At 39.9% G+C, this 21,387-nt stretch carries 22 protein-coding genes; 4 read left to right on the top strand and 18 right to left on the bottom strand.

The window, feature by feature from the left end; all coding sequences use genetic code 11:
• Window positions 1-134: 134 nt before the first annotated feature.
• The 9 genes from PV403_RS12445 to PV403_RS12405 form a co-directional block, all read right to left on the bottom strand.
• The gene (locus PV403_RS12445) at window positions 135-1,019 is read right to left on the bottom strand and encodes a TIGR01777 family oxidoreductase (RefSeq protein ID WP_213533778.1); all 885 of its coding nucleotides are present in this window, start codon (window positions 1,017-1,019) and stop codon (window positions 135-137) included.
• 17 nt (window positions 1,020-1,036) lie between these two features.
• Complete coding sequence (locus PV403_RS12440) at window positions 1,037-2,050, bottom strand: DUF1835 domain-containing protein (protein WP_213533776.1); 1,014 nt, start codon at window positions 2,048-2,050, stop codon at window positions 1,037-1,039.
• A 227-nt stretch (window positions 2,051-2,277) separates the two neighbouring features.
• A complete protein-coding gene (locus tag PV403_RS12435) occupies window positions 2,278-3,696 on the bottom strand; it encodes an alanine/glycine:cation symporter family protein (protein WP_213533774.1) in 1,419 nt (472 codons plus the stop codon).
• 349 nt (window positions 3,697-4,045) lie between these two features.
• Window positions 4,046-4,528, bottom strand: coding sequence for a hypothetical protein (locus PV403_RS12430; RefSeq protein ID WP_160036134.1), 483 nt, complete (start codon window positions 4,526-4,528; stop codon window positions 4,046-4,048).
• Window positions 4,528-5,322 (bottom strand): DUF3100 domain-containing protein, encoded by a 795-nt coding sequence (locus PV403_RS12425; protein ID WP_213533773.1) that lies wholly within the window; start codon window positions 5,320-5,322, stop codon window positions 4,528-4,530. The genes PV403_RS12430 and PV403_RS12425 overlap by 1 nt, the downstream gene beginning before the upstream one ends.
• Window positions 5,323-5,385: 63 nt before the next feature.
• Window positions 5,386-6,645, bottom strand: a complete 1,260-nt coding sequence (locus PV403_RS12420) for a M20/M25/M40 family metallo-hydrolase (protein ID WP_213533771.1) — start codon at window positions 6,643-6,645, stop codon at window positions 5,386-5,388.
• A gap of 288 nt (window positions 6,646-6,933) precedes the next feature.
• Window positions 6,934-7,617 carry a YjjG family noncanonical pyrimidine nucleotidase gene (locus tag PV403_RS12415; RefSeq protein ID WP_213533768.1) on the bottom strand — a complete coding sequence of 228 codons (684 nt, stop codon included), beginning with the start codon at window positions 7,615-7,617 and terminating at the stop codon, window positions 6,934-6,936.
• Window positions 7,618-7,943: 326 nt separating this feature from the next.
• Entirely contained in the window at window positions 7,944-8,348 is a 405-nt protein-coding gene (locus PV403_RS12410; RefSeq protein ID WP_213533767.1) for an RDD family protein, read from the bottom strand.
• A 147-nt stretch (window positions 8,349-8,495) separates the two neighbouring features.
• Window positions 8,496-9,140, bottom strand: a complete 645-nt coding sequence (locus tag PV403_RS12405; RefSeq protein ID WP_213533765.1) for a GntR family transcriptional regulator — start codon at window positions 9,138-9,140, stop codon at window positions 8,496-8,498.
• Window positions 9,141-9,469: 329 nt separating this feature from the next.
• Here PV403_RS12405 and garR point away from each other — a divergent pair, with 329 nt between their 5' ends.
• The 3 genes from garR to PV403_RS12390 all read left to right on the top strand — a co-directional run bounded on the left by garR (window position 9,470) and on the right by PV403_RS12390 (window position 13,279).
• Entirely contained in the window at window positions 9,470-10,378 is a 909-nt protein-coding gene (gene garR, locus PV403_RS12400; protein ID WP_213533763.1) for a 2-hydroxy-3-oxopropionate reductase, read from the top strand.
• On the top strand, window positions 10,365-11,801 hold the full coding sequence (locus tag PV403_RS12395; RefSeq protein WP_332084832.1) for a four-carbon acid sugar kinase family protein: 1,437 nt from the start codon (window positions 10,365-10,367) through the stop codon (window positions 11,799-11,801). Before garR ends, PV403_RS12395 begins: the two co-directional genes overlap by 14 nt.
• A gap of 158 nt (window positions 11,802-11,959) precedes the next feature.
• Window positions 11,960-13,279 (top strand): gluconate:H+ symporter, encoded by a 1,320-nt coding sequence (locus PV403_RS12390; RefSeq protein ID WP_332084831.1) that lies wholly within the window; start codon window positions 11,960-11,962, stop codon window positions 13,277-13,279.
• Window positions 13,280-13,328: 49 nt separating this feature from the next.
• Here the strand turns inward: PV403_RS12390 and PV403_RS12385 are convergent, their stop codons facing one another.
• The 4 genes from PV403_RS12385 to PV403_RS12370 all read right to left on the bottom strand — a co-directional run bounded on the left by PV403_RS12385 (window position 13,329) and on the right by PV403_RS12370 (window position 16,102).
• Window positions 13,329-13,724, bottom strand: coding sequence for a DUF5412 domain-containing protein (locus PV403_RS12385; protein ID WP_374705824.1), 396 nt, complete (start codon window positions 13,722-13,724; stop codon window positions 13,329-13,331).
• 41 nt (window positions 13,725-13,765) lie between these two features.
• Window positions 13,766-14,233: a DUF5301 domain-containing protein gene (locus PV403_RS12380; protein ID WP_213533755.1), complete on the bottom strand. Its 468-nt coding sequence runs from the start codon at window positions 14,231-14,233 to the stop codon at window positions 13,766-13,768.
• A gap of 80 nt (window positions 14,234-14,313) precedes the next feature.
• Entirely contained in the window at window positions 14,314-15,129 is an 816-nt protein-coding gene (locus PV403_RS12375; RefSeq protein ID WP_249717413.1) for a class I SAM-dependent methyltransferase, read from the bottom strand.
• Between the two features lie 130 nt (window positions 15,130-15,259).
• Window positions 15,260-16,102, bottom strand: coding sequence for a hypothetical protein (locus PV403_RS12370; protein ID WP_332084830.1), 843 nt, complete (start codon window positions 16,100-16,102; stop codon window positions 15,260-15,262).
• Window positions 16,103-16,472: 370 nt separating this feature from the next.
• On the opposite strand from PV403_RS12370, the gene PV403_RS12365 reads away from it, so the two are divergent.
• Window positions 16,473-17,225, top strand: coding sequence for a DeoR/GlpR family DNA-binding transcription regulator (locus PV403_RS12365; protein WP_213533751.1), 753 nt, complete (start codon window positions 16,473-16,475; stop codon window positions 17,223-17,225).
• Between the two features lie 80 nt (window positions 17,226-17,305).
• Here the strand turns inward: PV403_RS12365 and PV403_RS12360 are convergent, their stop codons facing one another.
• The 5 genes from PV403_RS12360 to PV403_RS12340 all read right to left on the bottom strand — a co-directional run bounded on the left by PV403_RS12360 (window position 17,306) and on the right by PV403_RS12340 (window position 21,245).
• Window positions 17,306-18,118 carry a transglutaminase-like domain-containing protein gene (locus PV403_RS12360; RefSeq protein ID WP_213533749.1) on the bottom strand — a complete coding sequence of 271 codons (813 nt, stop codon included), beginning with the start codon at window positions 18,116-18,118 and terminating at the stop codon, window positions 17,306-17,308.
• A gap of 12 nt (window positions 18,119-18,130) precedes the next feature.
• Entirely contained in the window at window positions 18,131-18,481 is a 351-nt protein-coding gene (locus tag PV403_RS12355; protein ID WP_332084829.1) for a VOC family protein, read from the bottom strand.
• 111 nt (window positions 18,482-18,592) lie between these two features.
• Window positions 18,593-19,768 carry an alanyl-tRNA editing protein gene (locus PV403_RS12350; RefSeq protein WP_332084828.1) on the bottom strand — a complete coding sequence of 392 codons (1,176 nt, stop codon included), beginning with the start codon at window positions 19,766-19,768 and terminating at the stop codon, window positions 18,593-18,595.
• A 126-nt stretch (window positions 19,769-19,894) separates the two neighbouring features.
• Complete coding sequence (locus PV403_RS12345; protein ID WP_332084827.1) at window positions 19,895-20,707, bottom strand: hypothetical protein; 813 nt, start codon at window positions 20,705-20,707, stop codon at window positions 19,895-19,897.
• Window positions 20,685-21,245, bottom strand: coding sequence for an RNA polymerase sigma factor (locus PV403_RS12340; protein WP_213533743.1), 561 nt, complete (start codon window positions 21,243-21,245; stop codon window positions 20,685-20,687). The genes PV403_RS12345 and PV403_RS12340 overlap by 23 nt, the downstream gene beginning before the upstream one ends.
• Window positions 21,246-21,387: the final 142 nt, after the last annotated feature.

Genomic DNA, 21,387 nt, shown 5'->3' with positions numbered 1-21,387 from the left:
TATAAGCATAAAAAAGGCGCCTGATTCGTAGGAATCAAGACACCTTTTTTGGCGTTTCAATTTTTGATAATAATCATGTAATTCGACATCTTATGATTAGCCGTATGTGATCGAGCTTTACATAAATAACTGATTTATTTCAGCACAGCTTCTAATGTATCTTCTATTGTGGGATAACGAAATTCAAAACCTTCCGCTAGTAACCTTTCGGGTACTACCCATCTGCTTTTTAAAATCAGCTCCGTTTCCGTCCGAATGAATACAGCTCCCATCTCTAACATCCACCCGGGAGTAGGAATTCCTATTGGGACGTTCATCTTCTTACGCATTTCAGCCATTAACTTTTCATTAGACACAGGATAAGGAGTCGCCGCATTAAACACACCGCGGAGATCCTCTCGCTGCTGAATAAACTGTACAATCCGGTATAGATCCTCCACATGTATAAAACTGAATTTCTGTGTTCCAGGTCCTTGCTTACCCCCGAGGCCAAATCGAGTTAAGTAGAGATAAGGAGTCATCACTCCCCCATCTTTACCCAGCACAATGGAAATCCGGAGGGCAACTTGGCGAGTCTGATCTAATGAGAAGGAGAAAAACGCCTCTTCCCACGCTTTTGCAACATCTACTGAGAAGCCTGTGCCGATCTCTCCCTGCTCCTCTGTCATGGGACGATCTTCTGCATGTCTGTAGATCGTAGCTGTACTTGAGTTGATCCAGAGCTTGGGCGGCTCTATACAAGCTTCTATCGCTTCTCCTAAGATCCTAGTAGTCCGTTTCCTAGATTCCAGGATTTCACGCTTGTTGCGCTCATTATAGCGGCAATTGACTGATTTTCCTGCTAGGTTAACGAGCAGTTCTGCTCCTTCCAGTGCTTCTATGATGGACTGTTTATCATCCCAAGAGATATGACCCTCTTGCCTTGATATAATGTATACGGTGTCGCCTTTTTCCTTACATTTCTTCTCGAAAAATTGGCCGATAAACCCTGTTCCGCCGGCTAGCACAACCTTCCCCATATATCTCACCTCATTCGTTAAGATTTTATACGAACCGAATAATATCTCATCGCACTGGGTACTCCTCGAATCTCAAGTTTGCCCTCATAGATTAAACTCCGTAATCGATACTCAAAAAACACATCACCGATATGCTGATCCAAATACCCCATTGCTTCCCCTACGACCCGCGCTGCTTTCATAAAACCATCTGAATTAGAGCGACTCTGTAACTTATAGACAGTATGAAGCAAGTATTCATCTAAATCATTTTCTTCTACCGTATTTACTTCCCCATTATTCCATAGCCTAAGCACCTGCTTCGTCTCAGCATATCCCAACCATTCTTGTTCGTACTTACTTCTTTGTTCTGCAGTTAAAGGACCGATTCGTTTCATTTCATGAAATACTTCAATAAGTTTCTCTGGCACGATTTCTCCCGTATGACGATAATATTGCTGATGCTTGGGTGTATTGTGCTTTCTTTCACATATCTTAACAGCATTGATTTCAATTACTTCATTCTTATACTCTTTTAATAAATATTGAACGTACCTTGATCCTATTTTTTCATGAGCTGAATCTCCACCCCAAATTACAATTCGAGCTTGTTCTGGTATCTGCTGAACCATTTGGATAGGATTCAATTCACCATGATGAGCGAAATGATGATCTGTATATTCTGGATCGAGGTGAGTTCTCATCCATTCTTCACGATATCGTCTTCCTTCTGGTTCATGAAGTTTCCATATGGGTCCCACTGAAAACAGATCTGGAAAACATATCATCCCATCAGACTCCTGTAAACTCAGCTGTTTGATGGTCTCTCTTACACTTCCTACCGTAGAATAACCAAACACGATATGGACTGTTTTCGTTTTGCTATCCGGAACTAGCCTTTGTTTTGCTGCTTCTTCCGGGGTAACGACTAGTTCATTATATATATGGACAATGTCTGAAATGAAAATATCCTTTTGGTCAGGTTCTTCCTTATACTGCTTGACTGTATATAGATATGCGAGAAGAGCCTGCCTGACATCTTGGTCTTCCATCTCATGAATGATATCTTTCAGCTGCCTCAGCCCTACTCCCCCTTTTATTGAACAACAAATTCCCAAACGAAACAATTACTAGAAAATTATAGGTATTTGTTCATTATAATGAATTTAACTACGTCATTCAATTAATGATACAAAAAAACTCCTACCGAATGGTAGGAGCCCGACTGTAGACAAACTAACTTAAACTAGTCTGTCTACAATCTTTGATAATTCTCAAATTAAGATTTCACTTCAGGTGATTCTTCCCAGCCTGTTACATTCTCGATTCCAGGAATGGAATCTTTGTAGAATACAGGATCTTTGCCTTCTAATCTTTGTTTTGAATAGTCCTTCAACGCAGCGAATGCGACCTTTGATAAGAGCGCAATGGCTATTAAGTTAACAATAACCATGAAGCCCATAAACAGGTCGGCCATATCCCAGACGAGCTTTACGCTAGCGATCGAACCAAACATGATCATAGCAAGAACAGCAATTCGGTAAACCACAAGCGTTGTTTTGCTTGATTTAATGAATTCGATATTTGTTTCACCATAATAGTAGTTACCAATCAGCGTACTAAATGCAAATAGGAAAATCATTAATGCAAGCATACCTGATGCCCAATCACCAAAATGGATGCTCAGTGCAGTTTGTGTAAGTACAATCCCTTCTGTATTAACAGATGGATCTGTGTAAGCACCTGAGAGCAGTACCAAGAAAGCAGTACTTGTACAAATAATCAGCGTATCAATCAAAACAGCTAAAGCTTGAATTAGACCTTGTTTAGCTGGGTGACTTGTTGTTGCTGTAGCAGCCGCATTTGGCGCACTACCCATACCTGCTTCATTGGAGAAGAGTCCTCTTTTAACCCCTTGCATGAGCGCTGCACCAAGTGTACCACCCGCAAACTGTTCAAAACCAAATGCATGTTTAACAATGGTAGCAATCATCGCAGGAACTTCCGTAATATTGATTAGTACCGCAATGAAAGCAATACCGATATAAATAACGGCCATGACAACGACAATGTACTCGGAGATTTTCGCGATTCGTTTAATACCGCCAAAAATAATAATTCCGAAAGCTACAACCATCGCAATTCCGAGCCATAACGGTTCAACTCCAAATGAATTTTGGAAAGCTGTTGCTACTGTATTGGCTTGAACTGCATTAAATACGAGTCCAAAGGATACGGTAATCAGGATAGCAAACAGGATTCCCATCCAGCGCTTGTTAAGCCCTTGTTCCATATAATAGGCAGGTCCACCGCGGAACCCTTGTTTGTCTTTGATTTTATAAACCTGAGCAAGTGTACTTTCTACAAAACTAGATGCAGATCCGATGATTGCAATAATCCACATCCAGAATACAGCACCGGGACCCCCAATACCGATTGCGAGAGCGATACCCGTGATGTTACCTGTTCCGACACGAGCAGCCATACTGATGCAAAATGCTTGGAAAGCAGTAATTTCACCTTTTTGTTTCTTGTTCGATCCTTTGAGTTCACGGAACATGTCTTTTATGTAAGTGAACTGCATAAAACCTGATTTCCATGTGAAGTAAATCCCGATCGCAACCAATAAGACGATTAGAACGTAAGACCAAAGCACATCGTTAATCAAACTAATTCCTTTTTGTAAAATGTCTTGCATCTCAAACCTCCATCATGTTGTATATTCGTTTAAGGGAACGATGTCCTTAACGATCTCTTGTTAGTATTATTAACATAAAAATTTAATAACGCATTTTTGTATTATACTTATTTTTATTAATTTACGCTATATTAATTTTATAGTATAAAAATCATTTTTTCATGTCAAGATATATTACAAAGAGGACATCTTGCAATTATATACAGATTTCTGTTTTTTTATGCCTAGATATATTTGTATATCTGAAACTCACTGTCTTTTTACCCGAAATAAAAGAAATAACCTATTCTTATGAATAGGTTATTTGCCATTTCTTTGTATAGTATTTGCATAAGTGAAAATAGTATTACTAACGAGTTAACGAAAGACCAATTTCAGATAAGATGGCACTGCCAAGGTATGTGCCGGTAAATACGAATAACGCAACAATAGCAACACGCCAAGATGTTTTACGAAGATCTGACAGACGATCTACGACGGAGATCCCAGCGAAAGCCAAAATAGGTGTAGTAATCGATAAGAAGTTAACCGCTTGAATAGCTTCTACAAACACATCAGAACTAAGGCAGAATATGAGTGATGTAATCGATACCCAGCCAAGTACAGGAAACTCTTGCAGTACTTTAACAGGCACTTTCTTCATTAATGAAGAAATCAAAATACCAATCATAGAGAACAACCATAATACAGCCAGTCCGCCAATCGTATGCCATGAGACGGTAACGCCCTCACCGATCCGAAGTTGTTTCATAATATCCGTAAATAGGATAAGCGAGACACTTAGCAAAAGTACAAGTCCTGCTTTCATCCAATGTTTTTTATCCAGTACCATTACCTTTTACCTCCAGTAAACAGATTATACATAAAACGTTGCAGCGGAACAGCCAAAAATACCATGGTGTACGTTCCAAGGAAGCTTGTCAGTAATTGACTCGCTGCAGCATAACTGTTGATGACTTCAGCTTGATCTGGAGCTAAGGCGATCAGGGAAGAAGAAGCTCCAACCATCATACTAGATGAACCCACTCCGGAAGACATAGCCAGTGCTTCAATAGAGAAACCTAAAGCGTGAAGAATAGGTGCAATAATACTAAAGAACAAGGTTCCAAAAAGTGTACCTATAATATACAGTGATAATACCCCGCGTCCTTCGCTGGAATCGAGTGTATATTTCTCAGAGATATAAGCAAGTTCACCTTCACGTCCAAGCCCTAGTGTAGCTCCAATCGCTTCCCTGCGAAGACCCAGTAGAATCGCCACAGGAAGACCAAGCAGTACAGTTCCGAGGTTACCGATCTCTTGCAGCAAGAAGACCCAGCCAACATCAAGAATTTCTCTCAATTTAGGAGCAACATCCGCTCCGTAACGTGCCATAAGAGGTAACATGATGTAAATCAGATATTTACTTGCGAAGTTCACGTTTTCTTTACTGTACACCTTTTTCATAATACCGCGTCTAAAAATAGCAGTTCCTAGAATCATAGCAATTAGAATAGCAAACACTAGTGGAAGCAAGTTAATAGTAATGCTGCCGATCGGTATGGACTGAGTTCCAATCCATTCTGCCGCTGTAATGAGAAATAAAGCAAATAAGATAAGATAAACAAGATGTCCTTTTGATTTCATGAACCAAAATCCTCATTTCTGTATATTCTTTGTTGTCTCATTGATCTATTTAGTGAATAAAGATTACTCCGTAATAGAAGTTAGAAGAGCTTCATACTCAGCGAACGTACGGCGATAGATTCTAGATTTGTCGAGTTGGCCGTTCATTTTGTTAAAAACTTCTGTCAAATATCTAGGGAAAATTTCATAAATGAATTCCGGATCAATATCTTTGAAATCATCACCATGAATCGTACCTGTAAAACCACTGTAGCCAATTTGAATGCAAGGCATCATGAACGATAAATCTCCAATATCCCCTGCCGCACTAATTGCGTTACCTTCAAGTATTTCTTCAATCGCTTCATTCTCTTTGTATGCAGCCAGCGCAAATTCAGAAAGATAACGATCTTGTACAAATGGTAAATAACCCATCTGTGTAGAAGCTTCAACCTCTCCGCCCATGGCAATGGCACTTCCTTTTGCAGCCTGATCCATCTGCTTAGCAACTTCCTTCATATATTCGACAGACTGTGTACGAAGGTCCGTTCCGACTGTGATTTGGTTAGGGATTACATTCGTAGACATATCCGACTGCATCACAATGGGGTTCATTCTCACTTTTTCTGCATCTTTAAAATGCTGTCTTTGCATACCAAGCGCTACATTAAATAAAGTGGACATGCTATACGCATTTGTACCTGAAGATGGATCAAATCCGGCATGAGATGCACGACCTTTAAATGTATACTTCTTATACAGAAAACCTGCTAGATCACAATTGATTTCAATGGTACGTTTCGGATATTCTCCGCCCATGGAATGAACACATACTCCCAGGTCAATATCGTCAAAAATGCCACGTTTCATCGCTTCAGGTTTACCGCCGTAGTAGGTTATTTTCCCTTTCGCTTTCAGTCCAGCACGATAAGGTAAATCAAGATACTCTTCCGCAGGAACAAAAATAAAGGTAAGTGCAAAATCTAAGGATTCATATGCTTTCGTCGTAAAATAGTGCTTATACAGTGCGAGGGCTATTGCTACTTGCGTGTAATGTCCGCAGTTATGTGCTGCACCGGTTTCCTGATCTGCGTGAAAATGAGACGGTGCATAAACCGCATCGAGTTCAGCTATAAATCCAAGGTTCAGCGATTTACCTGTTCCGAGTGTCGTTTTAATTCCTGTGCCACAGAACACCTCATATGTAAGCTCAGGATTAACTTCAAGTAAAAATTCTAGAACCGTTTGGTGTGTTTTGTGTTCCTTGTAACCTAATTCAGGATTGTCAAAAATACGGTTAGCAATTTGTTTAATTTCTTCATACTGTTTTGTGAAAGTACTCATGCTGTGTCCCCCAGTTAGGTCGTTTTATATTCAATTTAATATTTATACATGTCAAAAGAACATCCCCATCATAAGTAAAAAGTAGAAAATTGTCAATGATTTTAGGATTTTCATGTCGAATTTTGTTTTATTTACGAACATTAAGGTGATAAAAACTAATAATAGTGAGGATTTATAAGATTATTAGTTTTGTATTCCTAATTCTAAATGTGGAGTCAAACTTCATAAAACAAGTAGAAACCGCATCGTATGTATACAATGCGGTTTCTGATTTAGATGGTAATTTTTCTATAATATGGTGTGTAACTGTTGTAAATTTGAAATTTCATACGTAGGGATGATATCTGTAGAATTAACTAGCCTTTTTGGATTAAACCAACAGGTATCAAGACCGGCAAGGTGGCCGCCTTTAATATCTGCACTCAGCGAATCGCCAATGATTAGTCCAGACGAAGGATCAAAATCCGGAATCCGGTCAAATACATAATCAAAGAACTCTTTCATCGGTTTCTGATAACCGGTATCTTCGGAGACAAAAATTTGCTTCATATGCGGGTGAAGCCCTGAATTACGCAATCGAATATCTTGTGTCCTTGAAACTCCATTCGTTACGATATAAATATCATAATGGTTCTGCAGCTCCGTTATTAATTCCATGGCCCCATCCATGAGCATATGTCCTTGTTCAAGATAACTTCGGTACGTTTGCTCCAATTGAATGCCATCCGCTTCGAATCCCCATTCCTTAAAGAAAAGGGAAAATCGAGTATGTAACACTTCATCTCTACTAATCGTCCCTTCTTCAAAAGCTCTCCATAACTGCTTGTTAATCGTTCTGTAACTGGCTTCTATTTCAGGTGTGAAAGGAAGCTTCATATCTTTACATAACAGCTGAAGGGCATTATTTTCTGCCGCACCAAAATCAAGCAGCGTGTCATCTACATCAAAAAACAACGTCTTATATGTACTCATCTTGTGTCATCTCTTTCTTTTATACTTTTACAGCAACCATTTGGTTTCTATTAAATAATACCTTGAAAAGAAGGGAAAGGACATATGCCTTTAATTAAAACTAGGGATTCTATGAAAATCAGTTTCTATCAGGATATGGTGAGCTTTAATTTTGTACTTAAAATGATCTTATTTAAGTAATCATTTTATTTGGTTTACATAATAATTGTTATGTAAACCAAATATCTTTTTCTTCAAATCATCTTCCTTATACGGACTCTATGGAGAGAATAGAACAAAAAAATCAGGACTTTGAGAAAATCCCAATCGTCCTGATTTCGTAGTCATTACTTAAATTGAACTACTTCTGTCCCCGCAATAAAATCGTGAATCGAACGTTTATCTTCTCTGAATACGACCATAAACAAGCTGATAATCCAGCCTATCCCGAGCGTAATTCCATATACGAAGCCCGCTACCAGATTGCGCAGCAGCATCGTTCCGATTCCTGGGGGTCCCTCGTCTGATACCGTTTGTATTTTGATACCACATAGTCGTTTTCCGATAGTACATCCTCCCCAAAAGACAGGGAGAAGCAGCGAATAAAGGAAAAGAAGCAGTTGCGTCACCCAATTGTCGTCCGTAGATCCGGTCAGGAGATTAGACAAAATGTACAACGGGAGACCTACGATGATTCCATCAAGCAGCCCTGCTAAAAAACGCGACCAAAAACCAGCTGGTTCACTTACCATACCGTCACCACCTATTCGTATTCAGTTACCTGTATTCTTATGTAGGTAATAACGACATGTAATATGAATCAGTTACGAAAATGGATAGAAAAACATTTCTCACTTTAGTGAAGTGAGATGATTTCTATACCTATTAGAATGAAAACACTAGTCATTACTCATGACATGCAGATAAAAGTTCAAGTCATTTTCTAAGTGTTTTTTCATCAATTCTTCCGCTTTATCTCCATCTCTGATCTTGATTGCCTCATATATTTCTTCATGTTCATCAATGAGATGAGGCCGATTATAGATAACAACGGTTTTTCGGAGTAAGTAAATGATAGCTTGCATCCGGTCAATGATATCAATCATCAACGGATTATTGCTTGCTCTCACAATATCATTATGAAAATCTTCATTGGCAGACATAATCTCTTCTTTCGTTCCCTTTCTGCCAACCTCTACATATTGGTACAGTTTTTCAATTTCATTATCTTTTAAGAAAATTGCCGCACACCGAGCTGAGTACCCTTCCAGCAAGATTCTCACACTAAATATATTTCGCAAGTCCTTCTCCGTTGGCTTTACTACTTTCTTTTTAACAATAAGACCTTCATTTTCTAATTTGCGTATAGAGTCTCTTATGGGTGTTCTGCTGACGCCAAGTTCTGCAGCGAGTTTTTCTTCGACGATCTTCGTACCGCTAGAAAGCTCACCGGTTAATATTTTATCACGGAGAATTTCGTAACATTGATGATACGCCGGTCGTGAGTTGTTACCTTCAAGCACTAACTTCACCTCCGTTTTCATTACAAGTTATTACTCATATTACCAAATTACCACAGAAAAATCTTATATATATAATTGGCAAGAGAGATATAGCATACGATAAATTCATAGTTGTCTACAACCAACACACTTTTTGTATACAATTTTAAGTCTAATTGTATACAAAATCATTGTTATAGTATACAATAAGAACGAAAACACGATTGTAAGCGGTTGCCTTTTTACTTTCCACAGAATCACTGATCTGATAACGATAAGCGAATGACTGATTATAGTGAAGTACATGGGCAAGAACCAAATCAAGGTCACTTCAGACCTTACATAAAATTTTCTAATAGGAGGAAAAAATCATGGCAAAAAAAGTAGGATTTATCGGACTAGGTATTATGGGGAAACCAATGGCTTTAAACCTCAGAAAAGCCGGACACACACTAATCGTTAATGACCTGAATCAAGAAGCGGTTCAAACATTACTAAAAGCAGGTGCAACTGCTGCAAATACACCAAAAGAAGTTGCGGAAAACAGCGAAATCATCATCACCATGCTTCCTGCTTCTAAACATGTACAATCTGTTGTACTCGGTGAGAACGGAATTTTAGCTGGAGCTAAAGAAGGTTCCATTATTATTGATATGAGTTCCATTACCCCTGCCGTTACCAAAGCACTTGCTGAAGAAGCAGCCCAAAAAGGCGTCGGTTTCTTAGATGCACCAGTCAGCGGCGGTGAACCTAAAGCTATAGATGGTACATTAGCTATTATGGTCGGCGGTAAAGAAAGCGTATTCGAAGCAGCAAAATCAGTTCTATTTGATATGGGTAGTGCTGTTACTCTCGTCGGAGACAGCGGATGCGGTGTTACTGCGAAACTCGCAAACCAGATCATTGTAAACCTTAACATTGCTGCGATGTCAGAAGCTCTTGTCCTAGCTGCAAAAGCAGGTATCGATATTGAGAAGATGTATCAAGCCATCCGAGGCGGACTAGCAGGAAGTGCAGTACTCGATGCTAAAGTTCCTTTAATCTTGGACAGAAACTTTGCTCCAGGTGGAACAATTGCGATCAATATGAAGGATATTACGAATGTAATGGATACTGCGCATGAAATTGGTGTACCTCTCCCTCTATCTAGTCACCTCTTAGAAATCTTCCATGCCTTGAAAGTTGACGGCAAACTGATGGATGATCACGGCGGTATCGTACAGTATTACGAAAAACTAGCGAATGTCGAAGTTGGGGGTTCTAGCAATGAGCACAAATAAAAGATCTGTGGAGGAAGTCTTCAGCAAAATCCCTTCTTTTGATACAACGCATGTGAATGAAACGATTCAAAAAGAGTTATCAAATTTCAACAAAAAAATCATTGTTCTCGATGATGACCCAACAGGTGTTCAAACCGTTCACGGTATTTCCGTTTATACGGATTGGTCTTTGGACAGTATTGAAAAAGGTTTTCAAGAAGAGAACTCCATGTTCTTTATCTTAACGAATTCACGTGGATTTACGGCTGCTGAAACAACAAAGGCGCATCAAGAAATTGCTGCAAATATCGTGGAAGCTGCGAAGAGAAATGATCGCGAATTTACCATCATCAGCCGTGGTGATTCTACATTACGCGGACACTACCCACTGGAAACACAAGTGTTGAAAGAAACGGTGGAAGCGAATTCGGATATGAAATTTGATGGTGAGATCATTCTTCCTTTCTTTAAAGAAGGCGGCCGTTTCACCATTGATAATATTCACTATGTTCAAAACGATACGGAGCTCGTTCCTGCCGGCGAAACTGAATTTGCGAAAGATCGCACCTTTGGTTATACCAAATCACATTTAGGTGAATGGGCTGAAGAAAAATCGAACGGTGAATATAAAGCTGAGGATATGACTTATATTTCGCTGGACAGCCTGCGCGCAGTGGATATCGAAACGATTGAACAGCAGCTGCTGAAAGTGGAAGATTTTAATAAAGTAATTGTGAATGCGGTCGACTATTCTGATGTAAAAGTCTTTACCATTGCCCTTATTCGAGCAATGAATAAAGGAAAGAACTTCCTGTTCAGAAGTGCTGCAGCACTTACAAAAGTAATCGGCGGTGTGAGTGATAAAGCCCTGCTCTCTCGTGATGAGATTATGAGTGAATCTACTAACCACGGCGGACTCGTCATTATCGGATCCCATGTTAAGAAAACAACGGAACAATTCGAGGAACTAAGAAAATCAAATGACATCGAATTCATTGAGTTTGACGTTCATCTTGTGTTAGAACCTGAGAAATTCGAAAATGAATTGAATCGAGTCATTGAAGAAACCAATAAACTTATTTTAAATGGGACCAATGTTGCCGTATACACAAGAAGAGAACGTTTAGATCTTGGAGAAGGCAAACAAGAAGAAGAGTTGAAGCTTTCTGTAAAAATTTCAGATGCAGTTACAAGTATCGTGAAACGTTTAGAAGTTAGACCTTCCTACATTATTGCTAAAGGCGGCATTACCTCAAGTGACATTGGAACAAACGGTCTTGAAGTAAAAAGAGCGACGGTAGCAGGTCAAATTCGTCCAGGAATTCCGGTCTGGACTACAGATGATGAGAGCAAATTCCCTGGAATCTCCTATGTTATCTTCCCTGGAAACGTAGGAACGAAAACGGATTTAAGAGAAGTTGTTGAAATGTTAAGCAAAAAGTAATCTGTTTTATTTGTAACTGAGTCCTGAAGTAAGGGGTGTAACTTAGTAATTACTCTTTCGTGAAGAATGTTTATTCATCTAAAAAGTTAATATGTGAGTACACTCCTTATGGAAGTGGCCTTCTTTAATGAAGTGATAATGGAAAAGAGGAAAAATGAATGCCGATTATATCTGTTACTATTGGAGTTGTACTATTATTAGTATTAATGATGGTTTGTAAGTTAAACGCTTTCTTATCTTTGATTATTGTTTCTCTAGCGGTTGCTATGCTAGAAGGAATGACACCGACCGAGGCCATAGGATCTATTGAATCTGGGCTGGGAGGTACACTTGGGCATCTCACCATGATTATTATCTTTGGGGGGATTCTTGGGAAGCTAATGACGGACTCAGGCGGTGCGCAGCGTATTGCGACAACGATGATTAGTGCCTTCGGAGAAAAGAGAACACAGCTTGCGGCTGTCTTTACAGCTGCTATTGTTGGAATCGCTTTATTCTTTGAAACTGGTGTTGTTGTTTTGATTCCTTTAGTATTTACGATTGCTCTTGCAGCTAGAGTTCCGGTGCTTTATCTGGGTATGCCTGTAATCGCTGCCCTAATTACGATGCATGGTTTTGTGCCCCCGCACCCTGGCCCAACAGCCGTTGCCAATGTGTTTGAAGCTAATATCGGGCTCACTATGATCCTAGGAATCATCATTGCTATTCCTGCTTTTGTTCTTGCAGGCCCTGTGTATACTAAGTTATTCAAAAAAGAATTTCTAGAAATTGAAATTCCAAAAGGTCTATTTAATCCAAAAGAATTTAAAGAAGAAGAACTTCCTAAATTTGGAATCAGCCTTTTCACTGCTCTACTACCCGTGATTTTAATCGCACTGCAAACCGTGGTTGAACTTGTTGCACCCGATTCAGCGATTGCACCCATCACTAATTTTATCGGTAACGCGAATGTAGCTCTGTTAATCTCCGTTATTGTCGCGATCTTCACTTTCGGTTTAAATTTAGGTAAAAAAATGCCGGAAGTTATGCAATCTCTTAGTGAATCTGTAAGCGGTATCGGAATGATCCTCCTCATTATTGCAGGCGGCGGTGCGTTCAAACAGGTGCTGGTTGACAGCCATATTGATCAGTATATATCCGATCTTATGTCGGGTTCGAGCCTCTCTCCGCTACTTCTTACCTGGCTGATCGCAGCTATTCTAAGAATTGCGGTAGGTTCTGCTACGGTAGCAGGTATGACAGCCGCTGGTATTGCCGCACCTCTTGTTGCTGCAACTGGAGTAAGTCCAGAGCTTATGGTACTTGCTGCTGGCGCGGGAAGCGTTACCTTCTCACACGTGAATGATGCAGGTTTCTGGATTTACAAAGAGTACTTTAACCTTAGTATCGGTAAAACCATTAAAACTTGGTCTGTCATGGTAACCATTATTTCGTTGGTAGGACTTGCTGGTGTCCTCATTATGGATCTTTTTATGTAACTTTAAAAGGCGCTGTTCCTTCGGAGCAGTGCCTTTTTTTGTATGTATTTTATTGTGTTCTAAAATCGAATTTCTCATTAGGCACGTTTAGAGTATGCCCATTAATATGTACCGTGTCGCTGTCAATCCATTTCACAGCTGCGTTATCTTCGCGGTAATTCCAATAGATCGTTTTGGACTTGCCTTTCTGGTCGTTCATGACTAGCTCCCCTCGTATCGCAAAGGACGTGGTGGCTCCTCCATTTATACGGTAAGCTTTTACTGTATATGCTCCGTCTGGTGAGTCCACTTCTGTAAGATATTCTCCTCTTGGTAATCTATTCGTATCGAACAAGGCCCAATAGACGGCATAGCCTAAGATACTGATACAGGCTAAGCCAACAATTGTAATCAAGCGAAGCGTATTTTTTCTGATCTTCTTTATTTCAATCGATTCATTGTTCAACATTCTCCCTCTTTTCCCCTTAGATCTACGACATTTCTATCTTAATGATTATTACTGATAGACAATACATCCGCTGGATCATAATCACTTATGATTTTATATCCTTGAGAATAAGATTTGTGATTTTTGAGCTTACCACTAGTACGGATATATAGATAATTATCTGCTCCATAGACAATAGTAAATCTATAATCAGTTTTGTTCACTACAATCTCCATTTTGTAAATCATTGAATCGAAGGATGGGATATCCTTTGTTCTCATCAGTCGAATGTCAGCTAAATCGTCCACTATCTCATGAATTTGATTCTGATCGGTAACTTCAATCCACTCTTCATCCCGTGGTGTATAACTAATTCGGAGGGATGTCACTTCATCTGTATCGCTTATATGTTTCATGACGAGATATTGGAAAGAGGTAAAGGTACGAGCGTATTGCACCCCTATCGTCACTCCAACAAGGCTTACGATGATGAAGAGAAAAATCATAAAGAATGTCCTCTGTTTCAAACCATTCATCCTCTCGCAGGTAGTTTTCTTATAAAAAAGACCGAGAAATATCTCTTTCGAGAAGGTTCTCGGTCCGCTCCTTATTGGATACATTCTTTTTCTTTCTGACAGACATATATCAGTTCCGGTTTCGAATCCGCGGGAGGATTCTCTTCCCAGTCTCCATACAATTCAATAACCTTTAGACCATGTTTTGCGAGCGTTCTTTCCATCTCCATCGGATACGTATAGCGGAGTTTCAATCTGCTTTGATGAACAGACTGCACTGTTCCATCTTCTTGTTTTAATCTGCGAGATATTTCATACTCTTGCACTTGCGTCAGCGCATCGTAATCACTTTTTGTATACACATCTATTTCTTTACCTTGCTCGTCCTTATAAGTCTTCCAGTATTCCTCTTCTGCCGGTGCTAGCAACTCTTCTTTGTTAGGGAAACGCGTGTTAAATATAAATATACCGCTTTCTTTTAAGTGCTTACATACAGAATGAAGCAGTTTATCTTGTGCTTCGTTCGTTAGGAAATGCTGAAAACCATTACCTACCATAAATATAAGTGCACTCTTCACATCAAGGTTCAGTTCCTCACAATTCTGTAGTTCCCAACGAATATCCGAATGCTCTTGTGCAGACTTATGTCTAGCACGTTCAAGCATACCTTCATGAAAATCAATTCCAATCATAGGGTATCCCCGCTCTGCTAAAGGGATTGTTGTTCTTCCGGTCCCGCAAGCCAGGTCTATGACCGTGCCTCCCATGAGCGATGCCCATTTCTCAATAAAAGCAAAATCACTATCATATCCTTCATTCTCCACGTCGTATAGAGCAGGATGATCGTACTCTTCTAGGTTAGCCATCGTCATATGTTCCTTCGTTAAGATATCTACATTATTATTCATTTTATTTTCCTCTAATTTCCTTATTTTCAAGTATTCTTCTTTAATGTACATGAAAATTTCTGATTTGAAAAGCATATAGAGCTTATAAACCATTTCAAACCTTCTGAATCTCGGAATATATTAGATATCATTATAATAAAACCTGAGTCATCAAATGAATGGCGTGATCCATTTTAACATCTATCATGGTCTGTACCAGCTGATCCTTTAATAATACAGGGGTCTCACCAATTATCTTATGTCTCTCACCCGGTGTAATGAAGTAACGTGCCTCTGAATCTGTAATGAATCTTGCATGTTCACTATCTACGGTAAGAGCCGGTACTTGGTTGATCTCAACTTGGAAACCAGCATCTCGCAGTTCAGCAGCCATTAGTCTCGATGTAGACAAAAGCTCTACTCCAGATCGGATGAGTACATCGAACTTTCTCTTTATATGCAGACTCTTCTCTTGAATCGACATGTAGGCCCCAGCTATCAACCGAGTATCAAACTGCCAAGCAGCAGACCTCGTCTTACTCCAGCTTGTTCCAGTACCAAGTACCTGCCGGCTCTCCTGCTCTATAATTTCGTAGGTCACGATCCCTTCTTCTAATAAAAAAGAGTTTAGATCTTCATACTCAGATTGGCTCAGAATCCCTAACTTATCCATCATATCAATGAGTGAAGAGGAATCTGCATCTCTCCTTCCGTGCTTAGCACTCCACCGAATGATGATTGGGATCTCCAAATGTTCAAATATGTCTAACACCATGCACAACATTTGACCTTCTTGTTTTAAGCTGTCAATCTGAGGGGATTCGCTATTATGAATCCGAACCCATGCTGCTGACTCTTTTTCATTCGAACTTTTTTCACTAGCAATCATGAATTGATTGCCCTTAGAAAACAAAGCGATGACCTTTCTTGTGTAATTTTCGATTTGTTCCTTGTTCCGTAAGTTTTGATTAGCAATGATTTGTGTATTCATCATCGTAATTCTCTCCCTTCCATTGGCAAAAATAAAAAACGCGCCGGACCTTTTGGTCCTGCGCGTTTTTACTTGCCGCAGGAAGGCCAAACGCGAAATGCGTTAGCCTTCCTCCGATTTTATCGAAGGCGTGCTAACGCTGATTAAAATGATAATAAGATTGTAATAATGGGAAGCAGTTCATAAGGCAATCTCCTTTTTATGTAACAAAGAACTGAATTGTTCCCGATTATATCTGATATAGATCAAAACTTCAATATTTATTTACGAAATCAACACTTATCAGTCTAATATCGGGCGATTTCTATACTTTTTCTTGATTTCAAATTATAATAATCATACAAATATTGCCTCGTTTCAGAAAGGAGTTCGTATGCTCGCAGCCGAAAGACGCCAGATGATCATCGATATTGCCAACAAGGATAAACGAGTACTCGTATCCGAACTTAGCCAAAAATTTCAAGTCACCGAAGAGACCATACGGCGAGATTTAGAGAAACTGGAGAAGGAAGGGGTGCTCACCCGGACCTATGGCGGAGCTATTATGAACCGACATTCCAATGAAGATCTCCCCTTCTACACGCGTCATGCTACCAATTTGCACATTAAACAAGATATTGCACAGAAAGCGCTTTCGTATATTCATAATGGTGACACATTAATGATGGATCCAAGTACAAGTTCTATCGAATTACTGAAAATACTAAATATGCGCCAAGGTCTAACCGTAATTACAAGTTCAATTATACTCCAAGAATTTGCTGCTTCAGGTCACCAGATTATTTCTACGGGAGGTACGCTAAGAGCCCCTTCTATGTCGTTAGTGGGAACCGTGGCGCATGAGACAGCCCGCAAATATCATGTAGACAAGTTTATTATGAGCTGTAAAGCCTTATCTCTTGATCACGGTATTATGGATTCTAACGAAGCAGAATGTGAGCTTAAACGGAAAATGATTCAACAAGCTGAACAAGTTATTCTTTTGGCTGATCATACTAAGTTTGATCGAACCGCTTTTGTTCATTTGTCTCATTTTGAAAACATTGATGTTGTCATTACGGACCAAGAGCCTTCGGATACATGGAAACAACTGTTTCAAGAACATGAGATTGAACTCATCTATTAACAACATACCTTGTAAAGACAGCGTAATGAGACAAGCCGAAGTCATGAGACTACGGCTTTTTCTTATTCTATTATATGATGTTATACTTCGGGAGCTCGCCAAAATACGGAGTTCTCTGATGTGACATGAACACTAGTTCGATATGGAGATTCGGCCCTGAGTTCAAGGGGATAATAATGTTCCGGTACTAAGGCACAGAACTCTTTCTTCGGGTTGGTACCTTCGTAATGAAATTGACTATCACATGGGCAAAGAAACCAAAACAGATTTTTGGTCATATAGCCTTTGTAGAAATCGCTCCATTCCTCATTCTTATTTGTGCTTTGAATTATGAGGGGGACATTCGACGCCATATGGTAACGGAATTCCTCTGGACTCATTAAGACTCCTTCAGAATCGGTAACATAAACACCCCATGAAGCGTCCATATACAACCATTTCCTGAGCTGATACGAATACACAGCAGTAACAACATGACTGTCCAGATCGTACGCATCATAAGGCCCACAGTGAATACGGCGCGCAGGAAAACCTAAACTGAGATAAACTTCAGTTAGTACCGTTGCAATTACGTAACAATTCACTTTCATAACTGCATGTTCCGTCATCTCTAACACAGCAAGGGCATGAACAAGTTTAGGTGGAGGTTCATTTCCATGTATCAATCTTTGATCCACCCATTTCATCAAATTGATAATCTGTGATACTTCATCCCCTGTACCCGCAACTTCGTTCAAATGGTATTGCTCGCGGAGCTTCCTAAGATGAGGATCATTTGGATGTTGATATGTAAATTCATAAGATGGAGATATTGACTGATCGGTAGCGGTAAAGTTAGTGTATTTCAGCAACATAGTGTAGTGCTCCGTGAATTCCTCCATATACCCAAACATGACCCACCTCCGTTACTCATTAATATTTTCAAAGAAACCTAGCCGGTTCCCCCAAGGATCTGCAAAAGTAGCCCATTTAGCAGGCACCTCTTCTCTTGAGCATATTTCAAAATGAACCATATGAAGTTCACTCATCAATCTGCTTCTTTCTTCTTCAATTGAAGTTACCCCGAACCGGATGGGGCCGCTTCCTTCAGAGGGAATACCTTCGGCTACTTGAAGCCAACAACCAGGTAAGACTTCCCATTCAGCAAAACCGTTGTGAGGAATAAAATCAGGTGTCCTTTGTAATAACGTTGTATACCAATGCAGCCCTTCTTCAAAATCCGAAACTCGAATTTGTATAGTCAGTTCAGAAATCAAGTTATCCCCTCCAAAAGTCTGGTATTCATCTAATTCGATAACATTTCGCTGTATCCTTTCACAAAAAAATAAGGACAAGCCCTGCTAGGCTCATCCTGTTCTTCTGCTTCTCTATTGTCCTTTAAGGGTCTGAGAGGAAAATTCATAAAATGCTTGAGCATCCTCCCAAGTTGAAAATCCTGCCTGAGCCAGTATCTCGCTGCCTCCGCCTTTTCCGTTATACGCTCCTAAGTGAGCTTTGAAAAATGCCCCGCAGGAATGACCTGCTTCCTTATTCTGTGACAAGACAACTTTATTCTCTGCCTTGGTTGTCAGCAATATCGCAGCATGACTGCGCGCGGAAAGTGTACTTGCTAGGCTTTGCAGGTCCTTAACTGTTTTATCTTCAAAGATTTCTGCAATGATATTTCCGTCTTGGTTATTTAGTAACTGCGCTGCAAGATACTCGTTATTTTGTTCTTTAAGCAGAGCAAGCTCCGCTTGCAGTTGTTTTTGCTCTTGCTCCCATTTCTCAATTCGGTGAAGAATCTCATCCTTCGCTGTTTTGAATCGGGAGGACAAAGCTCCGAGGATCTGCTGTGTTTCATTAAACTCTTCTAGCGCTCTATATCCACATTTAAAGTAAATACGAGTGTTCCCCTTCTGTTTTTCCATTTTGAGCAGCTTAATGATACCGATTTCGCCCGTTGACGAGACGTGTGTTCCACCGCATGCGTTGTATTCCACATCTTTGATTTCTACAATACGAATATCATCACTCACGGTAGGCTGTTTCACCAGGTTGATTGATTTCACTTCTGTCTCATCCACCCAATAAGAAAGAATCGGATGATTGAGATAGATGTGGCGGTTCGCCTCGCGCTCAATGTTCTCAAGTTGCTCCGCTTTTAGTTCAGCCGTTTCCACATCAATCGTGCAATAATCAACACCTAAATGAAAGCTCAGTGTCTTCATTTCATACAAATCCAGACATACTGCCGAGAGTAAATGCTGTCCACTATGCTGCTGCATATGATCAAATCGCCGGTCCCAATCGATCTTACATGATACCGCACGATCCTCAGGAACACGATCAAGCTTATGTAGGACACGATCTCCATGAGTTACGACATCTATTACTGGAATGCCCTGAATGTAGCCTGTGTCACAGGGTTGTCCACCACCGTGCGGATAGAAAGCAGTCTTTTCTAAAACGACATCATAACCATCTTCTCTCTCGATGGTTTCTATTATATTTGTCTCCCACTCCGTCTGATAAGCAGAATCGTAGTACATCTTTTTAGTCATGGTATAATTCCTCTCCTATGTAATTCATGTTTTCATATTATAGTTGTTTGTGTATACAGTCAAAAAAACAAAAGCAAGCGCCAAAGCGCCTGCTCATCATCATTGAATTAAGATATGTCTATCACATTAAAGGTAGCTTTTAGCCAGCTGGATTAACTCTTCTTTTGTAACATTTCCCTGTAGTTCAATAGAGATCACCTGATGATGCGAATTTTTGTAATTAATTATCAATAAGTTTTCATTACCGGTTGTAGTATACATCGCCAGCGCATCATTAGCTATTTCGATATTTTCCCATGAGGCATCTTGGAAGGTGAGAGACATTGTCTTTTGATCCCTAATTGATTGTGTCATCTCAAGATCTATCGTTTGCTTAACAACAATATCGTTTTGATCCAAGCGAAACACATCATATATCCCGCCTAACCACCATTCATCTGCTGACTTTACTCGGTAGTTGGTATCATGCGTGAGTACGCCAAATGATTCAGATAAAATATAATTAGGATCTATTATTTTCGGTCTTAATGCAGTAAAATCCATTTGCTCTTCCGCTTCTTCTATGGATACGACCTTCCAAGTATCACTCATCTTAGCGACGGCTTCATCCAGCTGCGTTTTAAAAGGTGCTCTACTGCCCACAGAGGCATTTGGAGTCGAACCTTCAATAGAACCATCAATCCTAACCTGAATCCCGTTCCAGTCTGTTGTAAAGAATGTCGCCGCACTGACGGATACCGTTGTGACGAATAGAAGTGCTGCCGCTGTAAGCCATACCGGATACTTCCGTATTTTTCTCCCGAAATCTTTAGTAAAATGGAATCTGTGAAAGCTGTACACCCGATCCATTACACGATCCTTCACATCCATATCAGGTAAGCTTGTACTTTGATTTTGCATGCACTTAATCAATTGATCAACTTTCTGTTCGTTGTTCATACTTCCAAGCCTCCCACTGGGTTCTATTCTTATTTAGTTTGTTCTTCAATCGTTCATATCTCTTTCTCCCGGCTGCCGGACTAATACCTAAGATCTGAGAAATCTCATCAAAAGGCTTATCTTCGATGACTCGCAGCGCTAACATTTCTTTCTCGCCCGGGCTTAATACTTTCATCCAGGGCAAATGAGGATCAAATTGCTCAGAAAAAATCTGTTCTGCACTTTTCTCAGATTCTTCATTACGAATCAAGGGCATGAGAAGCTGCCACATTTTCTTCCTTCGCAGTAAACTGCTGCAGTAATTCGATGCAATCTTATACAGCCATGACTTAAAGAGTGCTTCACTGTTATGTCGATAATTGCCTAAATTCCGGTAAGCTTTAAAAAATACCTCCTGCGTCGCATCTTCTGCCTCCTGCTGGTCACCAAGCATAAAATAACAGAAGGTAGAAATACTTCGCTGATGTTTCTGCACAATTTGCTCAAATAACTCCACATGACCCTGGAGAATCTGATCAATATGATCTTGTAATTCCAACGCCCCGTTCCCCCTTTCGTCCACCCTTTTTTAACTGCTTATGATATATAACTATTGGTAGGGACTTAATGTGACATCGGTGTACGAAACTTATATTGATGATCTGACAAATCGTTTTCAGTCGGTGATACTATGTATTTGA

The sequence above is a fragment of the Paenibacillus sp. GYB006 genome (genome assembly GCF_036577645.1).
GTDB lineage: Bacteria > Bacillota > Bacilli > Paenibacillales > Paenibacillaceae > Paenibacillus.
This window is presented reverse-complemented; position numbering and strand designations above follow the sequence as displayed.

Bases quoted from the DNA above. Each gene is read 5' to 3' on its own strand.
- PV403_RS12375 (WP_249717413.1), bottom strand. From the start codon at position 15,129: ATGAATAATAATGTAGATATCTTAACGAAGGAACATATGACGATGGCT.
- PV403_RS12440 (WP_213533776.1), bottom strand. From the start codon at position 2,050: ATGGAAGACCAAGATGTCAGGCAGGCTCTTCTCGCATATCTATATACA.
- PV403_RS12415 (WP_213533768.1), bottom strand. From the start codon at position 7,617: ATGAGTACATATAAGACGTTGTTTTTTGATGTAGATGACACGCTGCTT.
- PV403_RS12390 (WP_332084831.1), top strand. From the start codon at position 11,960: ATGCCGATTATATCTGTTACTATTGGAGTTGTACTATTATTAGTATTA.
- PV403_RS12395 (WP_332084832.1), top strand. From the start codon at position 10,365: ATGAGCACAAATAAAAGATCTGTGGAGGAAGTCTTCAGCAAAATCCCT.
- PV403_RS12430 (WP_160036134.1), bottom strand. From the start codon at position 4,528: ATGGTACTGGATAAAAAACATTGGATGAAAGCAGGACTTGTACTTTTG.
- PV403_RS12445 (WP_213533778.1), bottom strand. From the start codon at position 1,019: ATGGGGAAGGTTGTGCTAGCCGGCGGAACAGGGTTTATCGGCCAATTT.
- PV403_RS12410 (WP_213533767.1), bottom strand. From the start codon at position 8,348: ATGGTAAGTGAACCAGCTGGTTTTTGGTCGCGTTTTTTAGCAGGGCTG.
- PV403_RS12405 (WP_213533765.1), bottom strand. From the start codon at position 9,140: ATGAAAACGGAGGTGAAGTTAGTGCTTGAAGGTAACAACTCACGACCG.
- garR (WP_213533763.1), top strand. From the start codon at position 9,470: ATGGCAAAAAAAGTAGGATTTATCGGACTAGGTATTATGGGGAAACCA.
- PV403_RS12370 (WP_332084830.1), bottom strand. From the start codon at position 16,102: ATGATGAATACACAAATCATTGCTAATCAAAACTTACGGAACAAGGAA.
- PV403_RS12420 (WP_213533771.1), bottom strand. From the start codon at position 6,645: ATGAGTACTTTCACAAAACAGTATGAAGAAATTAAACAAATTGCTAAC.
- PV403_RS12365 (WP_213533751.1), top strand. From the start codon at position 16,473: ATGCTCGCAGCCGAAAGACGCCAGATGATCATCGATATTGCCAACAAG.
- PV403_RS12345 (WP_332084827.1), bottom strand. From the start codon at position 20,707: ATGAACAACGAACAGAAAGTTGATCAATTGATTAAGTGCATGCAAAAT.
- PV403_RS12435 (WP_213533774.1), bottom strand. From the start codon at position 3,696: ATGCAAGACATTTTACAAAAAGGAATTAGTTTGATTAACGATGTGCTT.
- PV403_RS12425 (WP_213533773.1), bottom strand. From the start codon at position 5,322: ATGAAATCAAAAGGACATCTTGTTTATCTTATCTTATTTGCTTTATTT.
- PV403_RS12360 (WP_213533749.1), bottom strand. From the start codon at position 18,118: ATGTTTGGGTATATGGAGGAATTCACGGAGCACTACACTATGTTGCTG.
- PV403_RS12350 (WP_332084828.1), bottom strand. From the start codon at position 19,768: ATGACTAAAAAGATGTACTACGATTCTGCTTATCAGACGGAGTGGGAG.